This is a genomic window from Gynurincola endophyticus (assembly GCF_003991195.1).
Classification (GTDB): Bacteria; Bacteroidota; Bacteroidia; order Chitinophagales; family Chitinophagaceae; genus Gynurincola; species Gynurincola endophyticus.
In genome coordinates this window covers 872,822-892,303 of sequence record NZ_RCWL01000001.1, presented here as the reverse complement: position 1 = coordinate 892,303, position 19,482 = coordinate 872,822, and the positions used below count along the sequence as shown (strand labels likewise).

The 19,482-nt window shown below is 38.8% G+C and carries 17 protein-coding genes; 7 read left to right on the top strand and 10 right to left on the bottom strand.

What is annotated here, in order from left to right; genetic code table 11:
* Window positions 1–37 precede the first annotated feature (37 nt).
* Entirely contained in the window at window positions 38–1,051 is a 1,014-nt protein-coding gene (locus D9O48_RS03655) for an alpha-amylase family glycosyl hydrolase (protein WP_126970669.1), read from the bottom strand.
* 50 nt (window positions 1,052–1,101) lie between these two features.
* Between D9O48_RS03655 and D9O48_RS03650 the strand changes: the two genes are divergently transcribed.
* Window positions 1,102–1,638 (top strand): hypothetical protein, encoded by a 537-nt coding sequence (locus D9O48_RS03650; RefSeq protein ID WP_126970667.1) that lies wholly within the window; start codon window positions 1,102–1,104, stop codon window positions 1,636–1,638.
* Window positions 1,639–1,735: 97 nt separating this feature from the next.
* Window positions 1,736–2,959 carry a 4-hydroxy-3-methylbut-2-enyl diphosphate reductase gene (locus D9O48_RS03645; protein WP_126970665.1) on the top strand — a complete coding sequence of 408 codons (1,224 nt, stop codon included), beginning with the start codon at window positions 1,736–1,738 and terminating at the stop codon, window positions 2,957–2,959.
* A gap of 173 nt (window positions 2,960–3,132) precedes the next feature.
* Here D9O48_RS03645 and accC read toward each other — a convergent pair whose 3' ends face one another.
* The 3 genes from accC to efp form a co-directional block, all read right to left on the bottom strand.
* Window positions 3,133–4,470 (bottom strand): acetyl-CoA carboxylase biotin carboxylase subunit, encoded by a 1,338-nt coding sequence (accC, locus tag D9O48_RS03640; RefSeq protein WP_126970663.1) that lies wholly within the window; start codon window positions 4,468–4,470, stop codon window positions 3,133–3,135.
* Window positions 4,471–4,522: 52 nt separating this feature from the next.
* A complete protein-coding gene (accB, locus tag D9O48_RS03635) occupies window positions 4,523–5,014 on the bottom strand; it encodes an acetyl-CoA carboxylase biotin carboxyl carrier protein (RefSeq protein WP_126970661.1) in 492 nt (163 codons plus the stop codon).
* Window positions 5,015–5,228: 214 nt separating this feature from the next.
* Entirely contained in the window at window positions 5,229–5,795 is a 567-nt protein-coding gene (gene efp, locus D9O48_RS03630) for an elongation factor P (RefSeq protein ID WP_126970659.1), read from the bottom strand.
* Between the two features lie 245 nt (window positions 5,796–6,040).
* Here efp and D9O48_RS03625 point away from each other — a divergent pair, with 245 nt between their 5' ends.
* The gene (locus D9O48_RS03625) at window positions 6,041–6,922 is read left to right on the top strand and encodes a GLPGLI family protein (RefSeq protein WP_126970657.1); all 882 of its coding nucleotides are present in this window, start codon (window positions 6,041–6,043) and stop codon (window positions 6,920–6,922) included.
* On the top strand, window positions 6,922–9,576 hold the full coding sequence (locus tag D9O48_RS03620; protein WP_126970655.1) for a carboxypeptidase regulatory-like domain-containing protein: 2,655 nt from the start codon (window positions 6,922–6,924) through the stop codon (window positions 9,574–9,576). The genes D9O48_RS03625 and D9O48_RS03620 overlap by 1 nt, the downstream gene beginning before the upstream one ends.
* Window positions 9,577–9,713: 137 nt before the next feature.
* Here D9O48_RS03620 and D9O48_RS03615 read toward each other — a convergent pair whose 3' ends face one another.
* Complete coding sequence (locus D9O48_RS03615; protein WP_126970653.1) at window positions 9,714–11,120, bottom strand: M56 family metallopeptidase; 1,407 nt, start codon at window positions 11,118–11,120, stop codon at window positions 9,714–9,716.
* Window position 11,121: 1 nt separating this feature from the next.
* On the bottom strand, window positions 11,122–11,484 hold the full coding sequence (locus D9O48_RS03610; protein ID WP_126970651.1) for a BlaI/MecI/CopY family transcriptional regulator: 363 nt from the start codon (window positions 11,482–11,484) through the stop codon (window positions 11,122–11,124).
* Between the two features lie 276 nt (window positions 11,485–11,760).
* On the opposite strand from D9O48_RS03610, the gene D9O48_RS03605 reads away from it, so the two are divergent.
* Together D9O48_RS03605 and mdh are read left to right on the top strand one after the other, a co-directional pair.
* On the top strand, window positions 11,761–12,249 hold the full coding sequence (locus D9O48_RS03605) for a TlpA family protein disulfide reductase (RefSeq protein ID WP_126970649.1): 489 nt from the start codon (window positions 11,761–11,763) through the stop codon (window positions 12,247–12,249).
* 30 nt (window positions 12,250–12,279) lie between these two features.
* On the top strand, window positions 12,280–13,203 hold the full coding sequence (gene mdh / locus D9O48_RS03600; RefSeq protein ID WP_126970647.1) for a malate dehydrogenase: 924 nt from the start codon (window positions 12,280–12,282) through the stop codon (window positions 13,201–13,203).
* Here the strand turns inward: mdh and D9O48_RS03595 are convergent.
* From D9O48_RS03595 to D9O48_RS03580, 4 genes are all read right to left on the bottom strand, one after another.
* Window positions 13,195–14,193, bottom strand: coding sequence for a glycosyltransferase family 9 protein (locus D9O48_RS03595; RefSeq protein WP_126970645.1), 999 nt, complete (start codon window positions 14,191–14,193; stop codon window positions 13,195–13,197). The two genes, mdh and D9O48_RS03595, sit on opposite strands and share 9 nt — an antisense overlap.
* Before the next feature lie 12 nt (window positions 14,194–14,205).
* Complete coding sequence (locus tag D9O48_RS03590; RefSeq protein WP_126970643.1) at window positions 14,206–15,435, bottom strand: MFS transporter; 1,230 nt, start codon at window positions 15,433–15,435, stop codon at window positions 14,206–14,208.
* A gap of 19 nt (window positions 15,436–15,454) precedes the next feature.
* Window positions 15,455–16,183 (bottom strand): DedA family protein, encoded by a 729-nt coding sequence (locus tag D9O48_RS03585; protein WP_126970641.1) that lies wholly within the window; start codon window positions 16,181–16,183, stop codon window positions 15,455–15,457.
* Window positions 16,184–16,279: 96 nt separating this feature from the next.
* Window positions 16,280–17,542 carry a dicarboxylate/amino acid:cation symporter gene (locus tag D9O48_RS03580; RefSeq protein WP_126970639.1) on the bottom strand — a complete coding sequence of 421 codons (1,263 nt, stop codon included), beginning with the start codon at window positions 17,540–17,542 and terminating at the stop codon, window positions 16,280–16,282.
* A 194-nt stretch (window positions 17,543–17,736) separates the two neighbouring features.
* Between D9O48_RS03580 and D9O48_RS03575 the strand changes: the two genes are divergently transcribed.
* Window positions 17,737–19,374, top strand: a complete 1,638-nt coding sequence (locus D9O48_RS03575) for an amino acid permease (RefSeq protein ID WP_126970637.1) — start codon at window positions 17,737–17,739, stop codon at window positions 19,372–19,374.
* The last annotated feature ends 108 nt before the right edge of the window (window positions 19,375–19,482 follow it).

Sequence of the window (19,482 nt, the reverse complement as noted above, 5' to 3'; positions counted from 1 at the left end):
CTCCTGTTCATCAGGGTATAGCAACCATAAAACAGCACTAACGGTTCTCTTTAAATTTCCGGATTAACTCTTTATAAAAACCATGCAATTGCATTCCTTCATGCCAGGGTATTTCGTCTTTATCAAAAAACGCTAATCTTTTCTTCAGGGGAAGTTCCTGACCTGAATAAATCAACGGCACTCCTCCCAATTGAAAAGTACGTTCAGCGAAAGGCAGGGCTTTATCTCCATAGCGTTCATATTCGGTACCATTCCAGGAGTTTTCATCGTGGTTACTGGTAAAAAACATAGGCAGGCACCCTTTTGTGAAATTATACTGATATTCTTTTTCCAGTAAATCAAATTCGGCGGCTGACATTTTTTCTTTCACTACACTTTCCGATGCATGTAACCATTTCCAGGCATAACAAACATCAAATACATCCAGATAAGCGGCGGTTTCTGTTTCACCTAACCATAATAGTTTTTTACGCTGATCAAGAAAGGTTCGGGCCTCGTACCAGAAGTCCAGCGGTACCAGATGAGCCATATCGCAACGAAATCCGTCAATACCACCTTCATTTACCCAATACAACATATCCTCTTTCATCATTGTCCTCATTTTTCCATCGTAATAGTTCAGGTCGATCACATCATCCCAGCCGTTACGCTCATAAAATTTACCTTTTTCATTCTTCATATAAGCGCCGGGATGCTGCACAGTCCAGACATGATCGAGGCCGGTATGATTGGCCACCCAGTCTAACACCACCTTTCCCCCCATTTGCTGAATCAGCTGCACGAGTTCTTTAAAATCATCCATAGAGCCGAACTCAGAATTTATCGCAGTATAATTTTGAATAGCATAATAGCTGCCTAAAGTTCCTTTACGGCCTTCTTTGCTGATGGCATAAACAGGCATGAGCCAGAATACATTTACCCCCATGTCAATCAAACGCGGTACATGATCGGCAAAGGCCTTAAAAGTGCCTTCCTGCGTATACTGGCGTATGTTTACTTCATAAATAACCGATTTACTCACCCAATCGAGCATCTTAAATTTTCTAGCCATACGCTAATTTAATAAATGCATCGTTATTAAATTTGTTATAACATTAAAGTATGAAAAAGTTAACCTCTTTACTACTGATCGGCAGCTTATTTTTCCAGACGGGCTCCCTGACAGCACAAAATGCTGAAACTGATAGTTTACTCAACCGTCACTTTACCATCTGGAAACAAAAACTGATGAACGGTGCTTATACCGAATATTATCAATTTCAGGCATATGAGTTTTTCATCAGAGCCAAACTAAAACTTCCAAACGCCACTGCCAGTGCAAGTGATATGGTGGAGACGCTCAATGATATGCGTATACAATCGGTTGACTTCAAAGTAATATCACGTTTGTATCAATCAGATAATGCTGAATATTACACAGGTTATGAGGTATTAAAGCTGGATGCAGGTATATTCGGCGCCGGCGAATTTGAAGCACCCATTATTTTTATCCGCTCTCCGAATGCACCGAGCTGGAAATTCTTTTACCTGAATGAAGCTACTTTACCCCATTTGAAGAAAGTTTTGCCGAATGCTCCGAAAGAAATGATCATTCCGGAAGAGAAGGGAACGGTAATGTCTGACCAATCATGGAAATAGCTCATTTTTAATACATTCTATTATTTTAAGCGCCTGTGGAACTCTAATCCCACAGGTGTTTTATTTTATGTAACTTTGTGGTTGATATTACTATAGAATGAAAACATTCAATGTACCAATAACATATCGGAGCCCTTTAATTACCGCTGTAAAGAACAAAAGAAAAGCTGCTGATAAAATGAAGAAAGACTTTACTCCAACTTTATTGGAGATTGGTCCTTTGGAAATTTATCTGGCCCGGCATTTCGGGTTTTGTTATGGTGTGGAAAATGCTATTGAAATTGCCTTCAGAACAATTGACGAGCATCCTGATAAAAAGATTTACCTGTTGAGTGAAATGATTCACAATCCTCAGGTGAATGCTGACCTGAAATCGAAAGGAGTAGAGTTTTTACAGGATACAAAGGGAAATCAGTTAATTCCTTTTGATTCATTGTCTGCAGAAGATATTGCTATCATTCCGGCATTTGGTACTACAACTACTATAGAATCTCAATTAAAATCATTGGGCATCCCGATTGAAAAATACAATACTACCTGCCCTTTTGTAGAAAAAGTATGGAACAGAAGCGAGCAAATTGCTACGAAAGGATATAGTATTATTATTCATGGTAAACCCCAGCATGAAGAAACCAGAGCTACTTTTTCACATGCGGGCCAGAATGCTCCGGCAGTAGTGGTAAATGATATGCATGAAACCGAACTGCTGGCAAAATACATTCGCAAAGAATTATCTAAAGAGCAGTTTTATAAGGATTTTGCAGGTCGCTACACAGAAGGCTTTGACCCGGAAACTGATCTGACCAAGATCGGAGTAGTAAACCAAACCACCCAACTGGCAACCGATACACAGGCCATTGCAGAATATTTAAAAAACGTTATCAGGGAGTATTATCAACTGGAAGACGGCAAAGTACAGGATCATTTTGCCGACACCAGGGATACATTGTGTTATGCAACCAATGATAATCAGACTGCAATGAAAGCTTTGCTTGAAACCCCGGCAGACCTTGCAATTGTAGTAGGAGGTTATAACTCTTCTAATACTACACATCTGGTAGAACTGTGTGAAGAAGTGCTACCGGTCTACTTTATCAATTCGGCAGATAAATTAGTAAATCAAAACACCGTATTACATTATAATTATCATACGAAGCACGAGCAGACGATTGAACAATATTTACCGGTTCAGGAGAAAGTAAGAATATTAATGTCGAGCGGCGCTTCTTGCCCGGATGCCATTGTTGAAGGAGTGATCAGAAAGCTGGCTGGTTTTTACGGTGTGGAGCATCTGGTAGATGAGTTAATCGAGACTATCTAAAAAATAGATTCATCCATTTAGCAGTATAGAAAAGCTGCTGTGAAAATCAGCATCCACCCATTTCAGGAAGAATACGATGAATTTTCTGACATTTCAATTTACTTATACAAAAAAATAGCTGACTATGTATAGTCAGCTATTTTTTTAAAACAGATATAACAAAAGAGACTTTACTATTTCATCTCGAAAGATTCAAGGAATTTAGTGTTGAAATTACCTTTGATAAAGTCTTCGTTTTTCATTAATTGCTGATGGAAAGGAATAGTAGTTTTGACTCCTTCGATTACATACTCACTTAATGCGCGGCTCATGGTATTGATCGCTTCTTCGCGGGTACGTGCGATTGCAATAATTTTTGCAATCATTGAATCGTAGTAAGGAGGAATTACATATCCTGCATAAACGTGAGAGTCAACACGAATTCCATGCCCCCCCGGCTGGTGCAAAACAGTGATTTTACCAGGAGAAGGTCTGAAATCGTTATACGGATCTTCGGCGTTGATACGGCACTCAATGGCGTGCATTTGAGGTTCGTAATTTAAACCGGAGATCGCTTCACCCGCAGCGATTTTAATTTGTTCTTTGATCAGGTCGAAGTAAGTAACTTCTTCCGTAACACAATGTTCTACCTGGATACGGGTATTCATTTCCATGAAGTAGAAGTTGCGGTGTTTATCAACCAGGAACTCGATAGTACCTACACTTTCATAATTGATAGCAGAAGCTGCTTTAATAGCTGCTTCACCCATTTTCTGACGTAATTCAGGTGTCATAAACGGAGAAGGAGATTCTTCTACTAACTTCTGGTGACGGCGTTGAATAGAGCAATCTCTTTCAGAAAGGTGACAAACTTTACCGTAACGATCGCCGGCGATCTGAATTTCAATGTGACGAGGTTCTTCAACGAATTTCTCCATGTAAATACCATCGTTTTTGAAAGCTGCGCCTGCTTCTGTTTTTGCGGTATTGTAAGCTCTTTCCAACTCATCTTCTTTCCATACCACTCTCATACCTTTACCACCACCACCTGCAGTAGCTTTCAGAATTACCGGGAAGCCCATTGCAACAGACAATTCTCTTGCCTGTTCCAGACTATCCAATAATCCATCGCTACCAGGAATAACCGGTACCCCGGCTTTGATCATCGTATCTTTCGCGGTGATTTTATCACCCATTAAACGAATTTGTTCCGGAGTAGGACCGATAAATTTAATACCGTGTTCTCCGCAGATTTCAGCAAAACGTGCATTTTCTGCTAAGAATCCATAACCCGGGTGAATAGCATCTGCATTGGTAATTTCAGCAGCTGCCATGATATGGGGGATGTTTAAGTATGATTCAGCACTGGCAGGACGACCGATACATACCGCCTCATCAGCGAAGCGAACATGTAACGAATCTTTATCAGCGGTAGAATATACTGCTACGGTTTTGATACCCATTTCGCGACATGTACGAATAATGCGAAGGGCTATCTCTCCCCTATTAGCAATCAATATTTTTTTAAACATTCTTTTTAATTAAGTATTCAACAATGGCGTCTGTAACCTATTCAATAAAAGATTACATAGGTTCCACTAAGAATAAAGGTTGGTCGTATTCAACTGGAGAAGCATCGTCCACTAATATTTTTACGATTTTACCTTTTACTTCCGCTTCGATTTCGTTGAATAATTTCATTGCTTCGATGATACAAACTACTTTACCCGGAGCGATTTCCGTACCTACTTCAACAAATGTAGGTTTACCCGGAGAAGCGCTGCGATAGAAAGTACCAATCATTGGAGATTTGATAGTAATGTAGTTGCTTGATTCAACATCAGCAGCTTTAGGTTTTTCTGCAGCAGAAGTTGGGGTTGCGGCAGTAACTGACGCCGGAGCAGCAGAAGGCTGAGCATATGCCTGAATAGCTGCAGGCGCAGTAGCAATCACTTGTTGAACAGGGTCTTCTTTTTGTTTGATCGTTACTTTAAATCCCTTTTCCTCAATGCTTACTTCACCGATGTTGGATTTATTGATCATTTTGATCAACTCCTGTATTTGTTTAAAATCCATTTTTTAAGCTTTTATTTCTAATTATACGGGCTAAACAGTCGGCTAAGTTAATGATTCATCATTAAATGTCACCAAAAAATTACCTTTTCGTTGAAAAAATGCTCAACCTCAAGGTGTTTCACCCGATTTTCATTATATAAAAAAGGACAATAACGTATGCTATTATCCAAATATTGCAAAGCAAAAAGGCTGCTTTTACAGCAGCCAATTACAATTATTCTTTTACACGCTCAACGTACTCGTTCGTTTTCGTATTGATACGAATTAACTCGCCCTCATTCACAAATAAAGGCACGTTAATCGAAGCACCTGTTTCAAGCGTTGCAGGTTTTAAAGTTCTGGTAGCTGTATCACCTTTGATACCAGGCTCAGAATAAGTTACTCTCAACACAATTTTGTCAGGTAACTCAACACCAATCGGTGTTTCTGATTCTGTATTCACCATGATACTTACTTCTGAACCGTCTTTCAGGTATTGAGGAGCATCGATCAGATCTTCTCCTAATGCAATTTGTTCAAAAGTTTCATTATCCATGAAGTTATACCCTGAATCATCCTTATACAAAAACTGGAAAGGTTTACGCTCTACACGAACAGGGTAGATAGTATCGCCAGAGTTCCATGTTTTCTCAATGCTGCGTTTGTTGTCAACACCTTTTAGTTTTGCCCAAACTTTTGCGGCAGCACGTGCAGTTTTGTTTTCTCCAAACTCCACTACAGAGTAAAGGTTGCCATCTAGCTTAAGAATCATGCCACGGCTGATATCTGATGTATTTGCCATATAAAAATGTACAATGTTTTCACTCAACTGCCTACATGGCCTGAGCTGGTTTACAATTTTAGGTACGCAAAATTATAGCAAAAATGTCTGCTTACAAAGTCTGATTTTTCAACCTCTCAGACCGACTACAAACAACTAAATATCAATCAATTAATACCCATGATAAAAAAATACTACGAAACATTCGTAATAAATACAATATTTACGTACATTTACGAAACATTCGTAGATTTAAAATATATTATATGCTAAAATCATTACTACTGGCAGCTTCAGCATTCATTACAGTTTCTGCCCGGGCGCAACAACCCGAACCAATGCTCTTTAAAGTAGAGTATCAATTTATTCATCTCCTGAACAAGGCCAAAAACGATACTTTACATAATGAGAAACTCGTGCTGCGCGTATCTCCTGAAGGTAGTGCTTATGGAAGATTAGATTTTGAAGCGGTTATACAAAAAAAAGAGTTACTGCCTCCACCCCCACCCGGTTCTGTTACCATAACAGCTGTAGGACGCCCGATGGCCATCGTAAACGACTGGGGAATTACAGACGATGCTTTATTCTTTAACCATTCAAAAAAAGAAATTCAAAAAACGGCATCAGTAGGTGTAATGCTATATTCTATTAAAGAATCATATCCTACTATCAACTGGCAGATAACGTCTAATACCAAACAAGTAGGCGAATATACCTGTCAGGAAGCCACCGGCACTTTTGCAGGAAGAAAATACACCGCATGGTTTACCACCGAACTTCCCTCCCAGGCAGGTCCCTGGAAACTCAATGGCTTACCGGGAACTATTCTGGAAGCCACCGATGACAAAGGTGAAGTCTTTTTTATATTCAACAGAATAGCACAGGCCAGGGAAGGAGAAATGACTCAAAATGAATTGTACAAAGAACCTGTGAGTGTTACGCAATCAGCTTTCAACAAAGCAAAAGATGGTTTTGACCAAAACCCTTCCGGTGTTGTTCAGGCACAAACAGGTGTAACCGGCAACATCCTGTTCCGTTTCAGAGACCGTAATGATAAGTTTCATTCAGATGAAGCGGCACACCGCTTATTGGAAGAAAAAAGAAAAAAGACGAAAGCTGTATTAAGTAATCCCCTAGAACTGAAATAATGAATTCATTATTGCTGACAACCCTTTTCACCTTATGCTGTTTGCTCAGCCAGGCGCAGCAATCTATTAAAGGTACCGTGAAAGACAAATCGGGTAGCCCTCTCGCGGGGGTTACCATTTTAATTAAAAACGAAAAAAACCTAGTACTAAAGTATGCCGTTACCAATACAAAAGGAGAATTTTCACTGGTGGTTGCAGACACTGTATTCGTCAAAAAAACAAACCTTGAAGTTAAACATATCAGCTACCAATCTTTACAGCAATTGATTGAAAAGGGTAAGTTCATTTATAATTTTACAATGGACGAATCAGCTGAAATACTTAGTCAGGTAGTAGTTAAACAACCACCCATCATTACCCGTGGCGACACTACAAGATATAAAGTATCTTCTTTCGCTAAAGATGAAGACCGCAGTATTGCCGATGTAATAAAAAGAATGCCGGGCCTTGACATAGATGAAAGCGGAAAGATCTATTATAACGGAAAAGAAATTTCGAATCTCTATATGCACGACGATGACTTGATGGATGGCCGCTACGGAGGTGCTACAAAAGTTATCAAAAAAGAAATGATCGAAAGTGTAGATGTTATTCAGAATCATCAACCCGTTAAAGTATTAAGAAATAAAAAACCTACTGATAATATAGGTCTTAATCTTGTTTTAAAAGATGAAAATAGCTGGGCACTATCCGGTCAGGCAATGATTGGCATAGGTGCCCCCAAACTGCTAACATCTAATCTGAATACTGTATTATTAAACAAAAAAGTAAAAACACTCAACACTTTAAAAATCAATAATACAGGTGAGGATTACCGTAATGAAATAACACGTATGGGTGGTTTTACAGAAAATCAATTATCCGCTTCTTCCTCACAGCTATTGTCATCAGGAACAGCCGGTAACCCCGATCTTCCACGACGCAATTATTATTTCAACCGTTCCGGACTTGCCAATATCAATTTTCTTGTGAACACTAAAAATCAGTTTCAATTCAGAACCAATATTCAGGCTTTTACCGACCGGCAAACACAGGAATACAATAGCTTTACCGAATTGTATACAGCCACTGATACCATTCGTTATTTTGAACAACAAAACATTCAAAAAAAGCCGTGGATATTGAATGGTGCATTTACCATAATGGCCAATAAAGAAAGATACTATTTAAGTAACCGCCTGACAGTGGAAGCGGAAGGCATTCACGATCCTAACCAGCTTACAACACACCAGAATTCATTCTCCCAAAACCTCCGTCAAAAACCTTTTACTATTGCAAATGCATTCAATTTCACCCCTTCAATAAAACAAAGAGGGATACTTGATTTTGCGTGGAGTTTTAATTACAGCAAACGTCCGCAGCAATTATATGTTGATGACGGTTTACATGCTGATATTCTTAACAATGGTATTCCCTATACAGCCATGCGGCAAACTGCCGATATGCCGGCTTTTAAAAACCGGATAGCCACTAATTACTTAATATCAAAAGGTATATTCAGACAACAGTATAGTGCTGTTCTGTTACAGGAGAATAAAGAATTGAATTCAGACCTGTTGTTGCAGCAGAATAATCATAACTGGACTTTAGTTGACAGCACTACCAATCGCCTGAAATGGAATAATACTTCAGCTACTTTTACAGCACTTTACGGATGGTCGAAAAAAGGTAAATATGAAACCAGTATTTCGCTGCCACTGATACTGCAATCAATCCGCTATCAGCAAGAAGAGTTTTCGATGAAAGAGCAACAAAAAAGAGTTTGGTTTACGCCTTCGCTCAGTGCAAGATGGTATACGAGCACAGAAGATTTTTTACAATTATCTTATAGTTTCAATAACTCTATTTCAGATATTAACAGCATATATCGGGCAGTTATTTTAACCAATTATCGTTCGCTACAAGCAAATAATGCCATTTTACAGGAAGCCCAATCGCACCAGGCAGGCATCCGCTACAACCTGCAGCGAACGATTCAAATGTTTTTCCTGAATGCTGGCATTACTTACTCACGCGAAAAAGTAAACTCAATTCTTGCATATTCTTTAACCGACGATGTACAGGAATCAGTATTGTTACCTGTTCCTAATATTATGGAAAGTATTCAGGGTACATTGGGCGGTAGTAAATATTCTTATTTTCTGAAAAGTACTATTTCCGTTAAAACAGCTTACGGAGAAACCAACTCACGACAGTTAATTAACGATGAACTCATTCCTACAAAGTTTAACACACTCAGTGGTTCATTAGGGTTGGATACACGTTTGTTTAAACGCATTAACTTTAATTATAACGGCAGTCTCAGTTATCAAACCATGAAACAGCAAATCAAAAACAGTACCTCCTCCGAAATGTACAGAATTGATCAGCAGTTTACTGCCACCTTTAATTTATTTAAGGATTTTCTTTTTCAGGTTCAGGCGAGAAATATCAGTAGCTGGAATAATAGCGGAAGCGATGTACAGTATTGGTTCGCAGATGCAAAAGTGCGCTACAACTTAAAGAAATGGAAAACAGATATTGAGCTGGACTGTACCAACCTTGCAAATGTAAATGAGTATGAATTATTGAGAGTTACAGCAGGTATGTCATCGATGAGCAGGTATTTAATCAGAGGAAGAATGGCATTAATAAAATTCACTTTTCAACTGTAGCATTCAAATAAACGCAGGAAAGGAAATAAAGCATCATCAGAAAGAAACTGTTCTACATCCGTTTTCATTATCAGTAGGTTTCTTCATTCAGGTTACGATGTCTTTATTTTCTTCCTGTATTTGTAATAAAAGAGAATTTATTGTTGAGTTTTACGTCCGATAACAATTACTTCTGTATCATCACCGGTTGTATTTTTTTCAGAAAGAGGAACCCCCTTCACTCTTTTAACTCCCTGAACAATTACCTCTTCTAATTTTGTGGAATTGTTCGCAGGTAAATTTTCATTATCAGACTTCTTTACAGCATAAGGATATCCTTGCAAAATAATTGCGTTTTCTTCTTTATTAGTCATTGCTGATTCTAATTTTAACTGGAGCTGTTTGCTTTCTTCAGTAGCAACCGGAACACCCCTGTAAACGCGATTGGTTCTTGCTTCTTGCGGTGGAGGTGGTGGCGGTGTTTCAGCAAGGTCTTCGAGCTGAATTTTTATAGTGTTATTTGCCGGTGTGGAAGTGGATGCCGGTGTAGAATTACCGGGAGCATTGATACCGGCCGAAGACTGTTGTTTTTCAGCAGTATTCAAGGGCGTAATGATAACGCTTTCCAACGGAACGCCTTCAGCAATCTTTACTGATTCTTTCGCTTCATTTTCATTAGACAACCCCTGTTGTTGCGGTGACAATAAATTCAGGGTTAACTTTTTTACAGGTTGATTGAATAACAACAAAAAAACTGCCAGCAATGGAATCATTGAATAAAAAATCAACTTCCCTGCTGCAGATCTTTTCATATTCATCTGGCTGATTCTTTTTCTAAGATCAGAAATACTAAAATTATTCTGTACTCTGAAATCTGGTGATAAACAAGTAGTATTCAGTAAATGATATTGATATTCCTTTTTATTAACACCATTTTTCAAAACCTGATCATCAGTTATATATTCAATATTATCTTTTACGGCTTTTCGTAATATCCATGAAAAAGGATTAAACCAATTAAACAACATTAAAAACTCTGTTACCAGAATGTCTACTGAATGTTTTTGACGTACATGAATGTGTTCATGCAATAAAATAGCATTCAGTTCTTCTTCCGAATGCATTTTCGGATTGATGTAGATGTAAGAGCCGAAAGAAAACGGACTTACTTCATTATGAACAATCCGGATATTTTCTGATGTTTCACTGGGAGCCGAAAGCCGGTGTAACCGGTGTAAAGAATAAAACTGTATGCTTAGTCTAATTAAAAAATATAAAAACCCGACAATCCAGATACTACAGGCCAGATAAAACCAGGCACCAGAAAGTAAACTTTCGGTACGCGATACAAACCGGGGTACCATTGCAGGAATTGAAGGAAGTTGCTTAGAGAAAAGGTTACTAATCTCTATGAAAGGGTATAAAAGCGAAAACAGAACTGCAAACAGCAGGTATAATCTGTTGATATTATAAAAAGTAAGTTTTCTCAGTAACAGCCAATAGAAAGCTGTAAAAATGATGATCGCTACGTTGGTTTTTAATAATATAAGCCCTGCTTGTTCCATATTATTTGTCTCCCTTTTCTATTTGCTGAATAATTTCTTTCAGTTCGTCGGCACTGATTTTTTTGTCTTTAGCAAAAAAAGTCACCAACTCTTTGTAAGAGCTCTGGAAGAAGTTACTAACGACCCCCTGCATATACTTTTTCTTGTAATCGGCTTCCTTTACTTTTGCACTGTAACGGTAGGCATTGGCGAATTTTTCACTTTTTACAAAACCTTTTTTTTCTAAATTCTTTACAATAGAAGCCAGGGTAGTATAAGGCATCTGTTCGGGTAACATGGCTTCCATAAACTCTTTGATAAAGCCCGGTCCGACCTTCCAGATGGCCAGCATTGCCGATTCTTCCTGTGGTGTTAGCTTCTCCATTACACTTTCTTGTTTTCGTAAATATACGAAACTTTCGGAACAAAACGAAGAATATATTGAGGAGATAAAACAGGTTATACGGGGCCTCTGTATTGATTTGAAACAGGTATTTTCTACAGAAAGCAGAAGTGTTTTTTCATTCAAAAATATGATTAAGAGGCTGGTATAACCATGAATTTGCTAACTTTTAATGAAATCTTACCTTTTTTAATGATTTTTTTCTCCATTCGTTGATTACTTTTAGGTGAGTTATTTTTTCACTTAAACGGATTTACTTTGAAACAGATATTTTTCTTACTGACTCTTTTAAGTTTTAGCTGGGTATCACAGGCACAAGAAGCCAATCTGCCTCCCTACAAAAGATTCCCTACGCTCCCGCCTTTTGAAATTACCACCATCGATCGTCAGGTTTATACTAAAAGCAATTTAGAAGCAAAGCCTACGGTGATCATGTTTTTTAGTCCAACCTGCGACCATTGTCAACATCAGGTAGAAGACTTTCAAAAGAATTACGATAAAATAAAACAATTTCAATTTGTGCTGGCATGTTATACAAAACCGGAAGAATTAAGTAAATTCATCAATGATTATAACATGCATAAGTATCCTGCTTTCAAATTAGGAATCGATACTAAATATGTATTACCGCCGTTTTATGATATCAAAAGTTTGCCATTTATCGCGTTGTATGACAAGAAAGGTAAACTGATAAAAGCACAACAAGGTAATATGAAAGTTGACGATATGATAAAGGCATTACAATAACCATTGTTCTGATTATTAAATTTATCTTTTATGAAAATCACTGTAGTGGGTGCAGGTGCAGTAGGTGCTACCTGTGCTGACAATATTGCCAGAAAAGAACTGGCAACGGAATTAGTATTACTGGATATTAAAGAAGGTTTTGCAGAAGGAAAAGCTCAGGACATCATGCAAACGGCTGCATTGCTTAATTTTGATACAAGAGTAACCGGTTCTACGAACGATTATTCAAAAACTGCCAATAGCGATGTAGTGGTAGTAACTTCCGGTATTCCACGTAAACCGGGAATGACCCGTGAAGAATTAATCGGTACAAATGCGAACATTGTAAAAACAGTTTGCGAAAATATTCTCCAGTACTCTCCCAATGCGATCTTCGTTATCATCTCTAATCCGATGGATACGATGACCTATCTGGCACTTAAATCAACCGGCATACCTAAGAACAGAATTATTGGTATGGGAGGTATATTAGATAGTGCCAGATTCAAATATCAGCTCACTCAACACCTGAATTGCAGTGCTGCCGACCTGAATGCCGTTGTAATCGGTGGTCATGGCGATACGACTATGATTCCTTTGATTGATAAAGCGACCTGGAATAGTGTTCCGGTTAAAAACTTTTTAACGGATGCACAGAAAGAGCAGATCGTAAAAGACACCATGGTTGGGGGAGCTACTCTTACCAAATTATTAGGTACAAGTGCCTGGTATGCTCCCGGTGCTGCCGGTGCTGCATTGGTAGAAGCCATTGTAAGAGACGAGAAGAAATTATTTACCTGCTGTGTAGCTTTAGACGGCGAATACGGACAGAAAGATATTTGCTTAGGCGTACCTGTTATCATCGGAAAAAACGGTTGGGAAAAAATCATAGATTTCCAACTTACAGCCGACGAACAAAAATTATTTGACGAAAGCGCTACTGCAGTTCGCAGTATGAATGCTGTTTTACAATAATCTGGAGATAGCACTGATCACTGAATCAGGAGTTATTTCAACCATACACTTAAAATGCCCTTTGGGGCATTTTTTGTATCCGATCTTTGAGCAGGGTCTGCAGCCCAGTCCTTTTACCTCCAGTATATTCGACTTTGCATAAGAGTCGCTCCGTTTTTCACCGTAATAAGGATACATGCCTAATTCAGGAACCGTATTTCCCCATAAAGACACAATAGGTTTATTAAATGCCGCAGCAATATGCATTAAACCTGTATCATTTGAAACCACCACTTTTGCATTTCTTACGAGATCGGCAGATTCATGCAGAGAGAACTTTCCGCAGGCATTGTAAATTTTATACTGGTCCGTTGCTGCAATTTCAGCCCCTATTGCCGCATCTTCTTTACCGCCCAATAATACAACGGGATGATTGATTTTTTTACAAAGAGATTTCAAATTATCCAGGGGATACCTTTTTGTAAAGTAGGTAGCGCCGATTACTATACCGATATAACCAGCCTGATGTGACAACGGCAAATCTTTACCTACGTCTACACCTTTACCTTCCGGTATAAAATAATCAAGCCCTTTACCATCGTTGGTAACACCAAAGTTACTGGCAGTTGCCAGATAGCGGTCAACGATATGTATATCCGGCATTTTATTAATTTTAAAAGCCGTCAGTAACCATTTTTTAAAATTGAGTTTATCAAAAGCGAAGGTTTGCTTTTTCAGTGATCTTTTAATGCGTAATGTTCTGAGATTATGATGCAGGTCAATTACATAATCATAATCTTCCTCAATTAATGCCTGAACTGTATTATTAAAATCATCCTGAAGGGTAATGATTTTATCAATATAGGGATTCGCTTCCATCAACCCCACAAAGGATTTTTTGGTAAGAAAATGTACTTCCGCTGTGCTGATCTGAGTTTTCAGGCAACGCATTACGGGTGTAGTCAGTACAATATCTCCGATAGATGAAAAACGAATCACTAAAAACTTCATGCTGCAAATGTATTACTCCTCTTCAATATAGTTCAAATCTTTATGGAATGTTTCTTCGGAAAGCGCTACAGAAACGATGCCGATTAGCATTACAACGGCGCCGGTAATCATACCGCTTTTTACATATCCCATAGACACCTGCAGTGACACAAATAAAAGCGACACCAGGTTGAGTGCTCCTCTTACGAAATTAGGTACAGTGGTAGTAACGGTAGCCCGGATATTTGTTCCGAACTGTTCAGCTGCCATGGTTACAAAGATGGCCCAGAATCCGGTACCAAAACCTAATAATAAACAACAGGCGTATAACTCAGAGGCCTGTGCATTTTCTAAAGTGAAAAACCAGATAATTGCAATCGCGGTCAATGAATAAAAAACATACAATGCCCGTTTCCGGCTTTTCAGCCATTGGCTCACCAATCCGCTCATCAGATCTCCTACAGAAATACCTACATAAGCAAACATGATGGCTTTTCCGGGATCAATTTCACCAATGATATTCATGTTTTTTCCGAACTCCTTCGAAAACGAAACCAGAATACCGATTACATACCAGGTAGGTAAACCAATCAGGATACTGAGTAAATACTTTTTTAGTCGTTTACCGCTTCTGAAGAGCATAAAAAAGTCACCTTTTTTAACGGCTTTATGCTGAATTTTTTCGAACATGGAAGATTCTAAAACACCGGCTCTTAAAAAGAGTAGTGCGAAACCTAATCCACCGCCGATAAAATAACAGGTTCTCCACGGAAATGATTCTTTAATAAAGTAGGCGAACACAGCTCCTGTAAGTCCGATACCGGCTACCAATGAAGTTCCTATACCTCTTTTTTCTTTAGGTAGTAACTCGCTCACCAGTGTGATACCTGCTCCTAACTCACCTGCCAGTCCTAATCCTGTTACAAAACGGATGAAAGCATATTGTTCTACGGTTTGTACAAATCCATTGGCAATATTACCGAGTGAATAGAGAATGATAGAAGCATACATAATTTTCAGGCGTCCTTTTTTATCGCCCAGTATACCCCATAAAATACCGCCGATCATCAGCCCGAGCATCTGGGTATTAATGATAAACAAACCGTCTGTTGCAATTTGTTCTTCACTTAAACCAAGGTCGCGCAATGAAGGAACCCGGATAATAGAGAATAGCAATAAATCGTAGATATCAACAAAATAACCTAGCGCGGCAACGAGCACGGCTAGGTTAAATACTGAGGTTTTATTCAAATTAGATTGCATATAATATTACAAATGCTAATTATGGTTGAGTAGGTGGATTCTGTTTTTTTCCGCTAAGCAGTTTCAGAATTACCGGCAAAGTAGTTACAAAGACGATTCCTAAAACGATTACTTCCAAATGGTCTTTTAAATTATATCCCCATGCTTCATAGATCCATTTTTGCAGGAAGTGCCCCGCGAATAACATTGAAAATACCCAAGCCAGACAACCAACGATGTTATAGAACATGAATTTTTTTCTGTCCATGCGTACAATACCTGCAACGATAGGCGCAAAAGTTCTGATAATCGGTAAAAAACGGGCAATAACAATTGCACCGCCACCGTGTTTCTGATAGAATTCATCAGCCTGTACCAGATACTTTCTTTTATACAAGAAATTTTCTTTCCAGTTGTACATTGCCGGACCCACTTTCCGGCCCGTCCAATACCCCACCATATTACCCAGGATACCGCATATTGAAATGAGCAGCCATAAGACGGTTAGGTCTACTAATTCATTTCTGATGTGCCCTAATCCGAATAATTTTAAAAACTGGTAAGTAATACCGGGTTGGTTGTTTTCCATTTCGTGTGCATAGATGCCGGCAACGAATAATAATGAGTCACCCGGTAAAAAGAAACCTGCAAACAAGCCTGTTTCGGCGAAAACAACAAAAAGCAATAACCAAAGTCCACCATTTTGAATATAAAATTGAGGCTGAAGTAACTGACCCCAATGAAAATCTAGCAAAATCAAGCTGAGCATATATTGTTCAATTTATGATAGATAAAGTTATGTTTCTGAAAAGGTAAATGCACGACGTGCGTGCATTTTTAACGAAATTTAATTATTTTAAGTATGTTAAGCTTCTGTATCCAGTATTTCGGTTTCCGGTCCTAATTCTCCTTCCCACTTGGATACTACGGAAGTAGCTAAGCCATTACCTACAGCATTGGTAGCAGATCTGAACATATCACAGAAGTGGTCAATCGGTAAAATCAATGCGACTCCTTCGGGCGGAATGTTGAACATCGCACAAGTTGCCAGAACGATTACCAGTGATGCACGCGGAACACCTGCAATACCTTTTGAAGTAATCATCAATACCAGTAACATTGTTAGCTGGGTGGCCAGATCTAATTGAATACCATATGCCTGTGCAATTGCCATCGAGGCAAAAGTCATATACATCATTGACCCGTCGAGATTAAAAGAATATCCCAAAGGTAAAATGAAGGATACGATACTTTTCTTACAACCGAATTTCTGTAATTCTTCTGTTAATTTAGGGAAAACCGCTTCTGAACTGGTGGTAGAGAAGGCGATTAACAAAGGGTTACCCAATCTTTTCAAGAGGTCAAACACTCTTTTTCCAAGAATCATGTATCCAACTCCGATTAACAATAACCAAAGTACAAATATTCCTATTAAGAAATAAAGAAAATAAACGAGGTAAAATTTAAAAATACCTAAACCGTTGATAGCGATTACGGCAGCCAGTGCACCGAAAACGCCTAAAGGAGCAAAGTTCATCACATAGTTCACCATTTTTAAGGTAATATGTGCTAAAACATCCAACGCTTTCAAAATCGGTTTGGTATAATCACCTAAAGCCGTCATTGCCACACCGAAGAAAATAGAGAATACCACAATCTGTAAAATTTCGTTGTGCGACATAGCTTCTACAATCGATTGCGGTACGATGTGTTCAATAAACTTTTTGAGGGTAAAACCTTCCTGAGAATTTTTTACGAGGTCGTCAATTGAACTTCCCTGTGCGTAAGATAAATCGATAGATGCACCCGGTTTGAATATATTAACGAGCACCAATCCTAATAATAAGGAAACCAATGAGGCGGAAACAAACCAAAGCATTGCTTTTCCTCCCACACGTCCTACAGCTTTTAAGTCGCCCATTTTCGCAATTCCTACCACTAAAGTAGAGAATACTAAAGGTGCAATTATCATTTTAACCAATCTGATAAAGATGGTACCTAAAAGTTTGATTTTATCTGAAAAGCCTGTTATAAATTCAGGGGACGCAGAGACGTTTACAATGTACCCGACGATACCGCCAAGTAGCATTGCCAGTAAAATCATAATCGTGAGCCTATTCTTTTTCATTGCTAGCAATAACTTATGGAGTTTGTAATGGGATGCAATATAACACTTTATAAAGAAAGATTTAACGATTAATTTGTGCGGTTATGTTCAAAAAATGTTATAAAAATCGTATCACTTACTTCAATTTATCTGTATCTTTCCACCTTCGAAAAATTTTCGTTCTTAATTTTTTCATGAAAACATACTAAACTGTTATGAGTTTGTTTACAAAAAAGCCAATGGATTTGCTACTGAAAGAAGCAAATGCTACAGGTGAAAACACACTGAAAAGAACCTTGGGTGGATGGGGACTGGTAGCATTGGGAATCGGAGCAATCATTGGTGCAGGGCTATTCGTTCGAACTGCCGCTGCCGCCGCACAAAATGCTGGTCCTTCAGTAACGATTGGTTTCCTTTTAGCCGGAATTGGTTGCGCTTTAGCCGGCTTATGCTATGCAGAATTATCTTCCTCTATTCCTATTTCCGGTTCAGCTTATACTTACACCTATGCCACCATGGGTGAATTATTGGCTTGGATAATCGGTTGGGATCTGGTACTGGAATATGCTGTAGGTGCTGCCACCGTAGGTATTGCCTGGAGCGAGTATCTGAATAACCTGCTGGTAGAAGTACTTCGAATGAAACCCGTAGCTTACGAATGGTGTCACTCACCCTTCCAGCAATTAAATACTTTAATGGTAAGTGGTGCTGAACAGGCACAGGCTTACGCCAACTATTTATCTGCAGAAAAATTCAACGACCTGCTGACTTCGGGTAAAGCTAACATCGACAAAGAAACTGTTGCTGCTTTCCCAGAAGCTTTAAAAGTTGCTGTAGAAACCAAAAAAGGTATTATCAACCTTCCAGCCTTAGGGATCGTAACAGCCATCAGCTTCTTATTAATGAGAGGTACGCAGGAATCAGCCTTTGTAAACAATATCATTGTAATTCTGAAAGTTGCAATTGTAGTGTTAATTATCGCATTAGGGTGGGGTTATATCAATCCGGAATTCCATGCGAATTACATTCCGGAAGCAACTAAGTACATAGACCATCAGGGTATTACACACAACTTCGGTGGTTTCATGGGTATCATCGGTGCTGCCGGAACGGTATTCTTCGCATTTATCGGATTTGATGCCGTAAGTACTGCCGCTCAGGAAACAAAGAATCCTAAGAAAGATATGCCTTTCGGTATTTTAGGTTCTTTACTGATCTGTACTGTATTATATGTATTATTCGGACACGTATTAACCGGATTAGTGCCATTAGAGTTCTTCAGAGATCCAACTAAAGGTGGTGAAGCATCTGTAGTAGCCGCTATCCAGGAAGCAATGCCTGCTTATGGCTGGTTGAGTAAATCTATCACTGTGGCGATTTTAGCCGGTTTCTCTTCTGTAATCTTAGTAATGTTATTAGGTCAGAGCCGTGTATTCTACTCAATGAGTAAAGACGGTTTATTACCGAAAGTATTCTCAGAAGTACACCCTAAATTCAAAACTCCTTATAAAGGAAATATGGTAATTCTGGTATTAGTAGCATTATTTGCTGCATTTGTACCGGGCGACGTAGTAGGTCACATGACTTCTATCGGAACTTTATTTGCCTTCATGCTGGTATGTGCTGCTGTAATCATCCTGAGAAAGAGCAATCCTGAGTTGCCTCGTCAGTTCAAAGTACCTTTGGTTCCGTTCTTACCTATTTTAGGTATCGTAGCCTGTGGTGTAATGATCTTTGGCTTAGGATGGGAAAACTGGGTGCGTTTAGCCGTTTGGTTAGCACTGGGTTTCCTCATTTACTTTGGCTATAGCAAAAAACATAGCAAACTCAATAATCCGAACAAGCCTGAATAAGGCCGGTTCACCCAATAAATTAAAAACCTCCCCGGTAATACCGGGGAGGTTTTTTGCTATCAGGGGCGTTGTACCATACAATAAGAGCAAAAATGCCTTAAACAGAAT

Excerpts from the sequence above, each read along its gene's own strand:
- D9O48_RS03655 (WP_126970669.1), bottom strand. The coding sequence starts at position 1,051 with ATGGCTAGAAAATTTAAGATGCTCGATTGGGTGAGTAAATCGGTTATT.
- D9O48_RS03650 (WP_126970667.1), top strand. The coding sequence starts at position 1,102 with ATGAAAAAGTTAACCTCTTTACTACTGATCGGCAGCTTATTTTTCCAG.
- D9O48_RS03645 (WP_126970665.1), top strand. The coding sequence starts at position 1,736 with ATGAAAACATTCAATGTACCAATAACATATCGGAGCCCTTTAATTACC.
- accC (WP_126970663.1), bottom strand. The coding sequence starts at position 4,470 with ATGTTTAAAAAAATATTGATTGCTAATAGGGGAGAGATAGCCCTTCGC.
- accB (WP_126970661.1), bottom strand. The coding sequence starts at position 5,014 with ATGGATTTTAAACAAATACAGGAGTTGATCAAAATGATCAATAAATCC.
- efp (WP_126970659.1), bottom strand. The coding sequence starts at position 5,795 with ATGGCAAATACATCAGATATCAGCCGTGGCATGATTCTTAAGCTAGAT.
- D9O48_RS03625 (WP_126970657.1), top strand. The coding sequence starts at position 6,041 with ATGCTAAAATCATTACTACTGGCAGCTTCAGCATTCATTACAGTTTCT.
- D9O48_RS03620 (WP_126970655.1), top strand. The coding sequence starts at position 6,922 with ATGAATTCATTATTGCTGACAACCCTTTTCACCTTATGCTGTTTGCTC.
- D9O48_RS03615 (WP_126970653.1), bottom strand. The coding sequence starts at position 11,120 with ATGGAACAAGCAGGGCTTATATTATTAAAAACCAACGTAGCGATCATC.
- D9O48_RS03610 (WP_126970651.1), bottom strand. The coding sequence starts at position 11,484 with ATGGAGAAGCTAACACCACAGGAAGAATCGGCAATGCTGGCCATCTGG.
- mdh (WP_126970647.1), top strand. The coding sequence starts at position 12,280 with ATGAAAATCACTGTAGTGGGTGCAGGTGCAGTAGGTGCTACCTGTGCT.
- D9O48_RS03595 (WP_126970645.1), bottom strand. The coding sequence starts at position 14,193 with ATGAAGTTTTTAGTGATTCGTTTTTCATCTATCGGAGATATTGTACTG.
- D9O48_RS03590 (WP_126970643.1), bottom strand. The coding sequence starts at position 15,435 with ATGCAATCTAATTTGAATAAAACCTCAGTATTTAACCTAGCCGTGCTC.
- D9O48_RS03585 (WP_126970641.1), bottom strand. The coding sequence starts at position 16,183 with ATGCTCAGCTTGATTTTGCTAGATTTTCATTGGGGTCAGTTACTTCAG.
- D9O48_RS03580 (WP_126970639.1), bottom strand. The coding sequence starts at position 17,542 with ATGAAAAAGAATAGGCTCACGATTATGATTTTACTGGCAATGCTACTT.
- D9O48_RS03575 (WP_126970637.1), top strand. The coding sequence starts at position 17,737 with ATGAGTTTGTTTACAAAAAAGCCAATGGATTTGCTACTGAAAGAAGCA.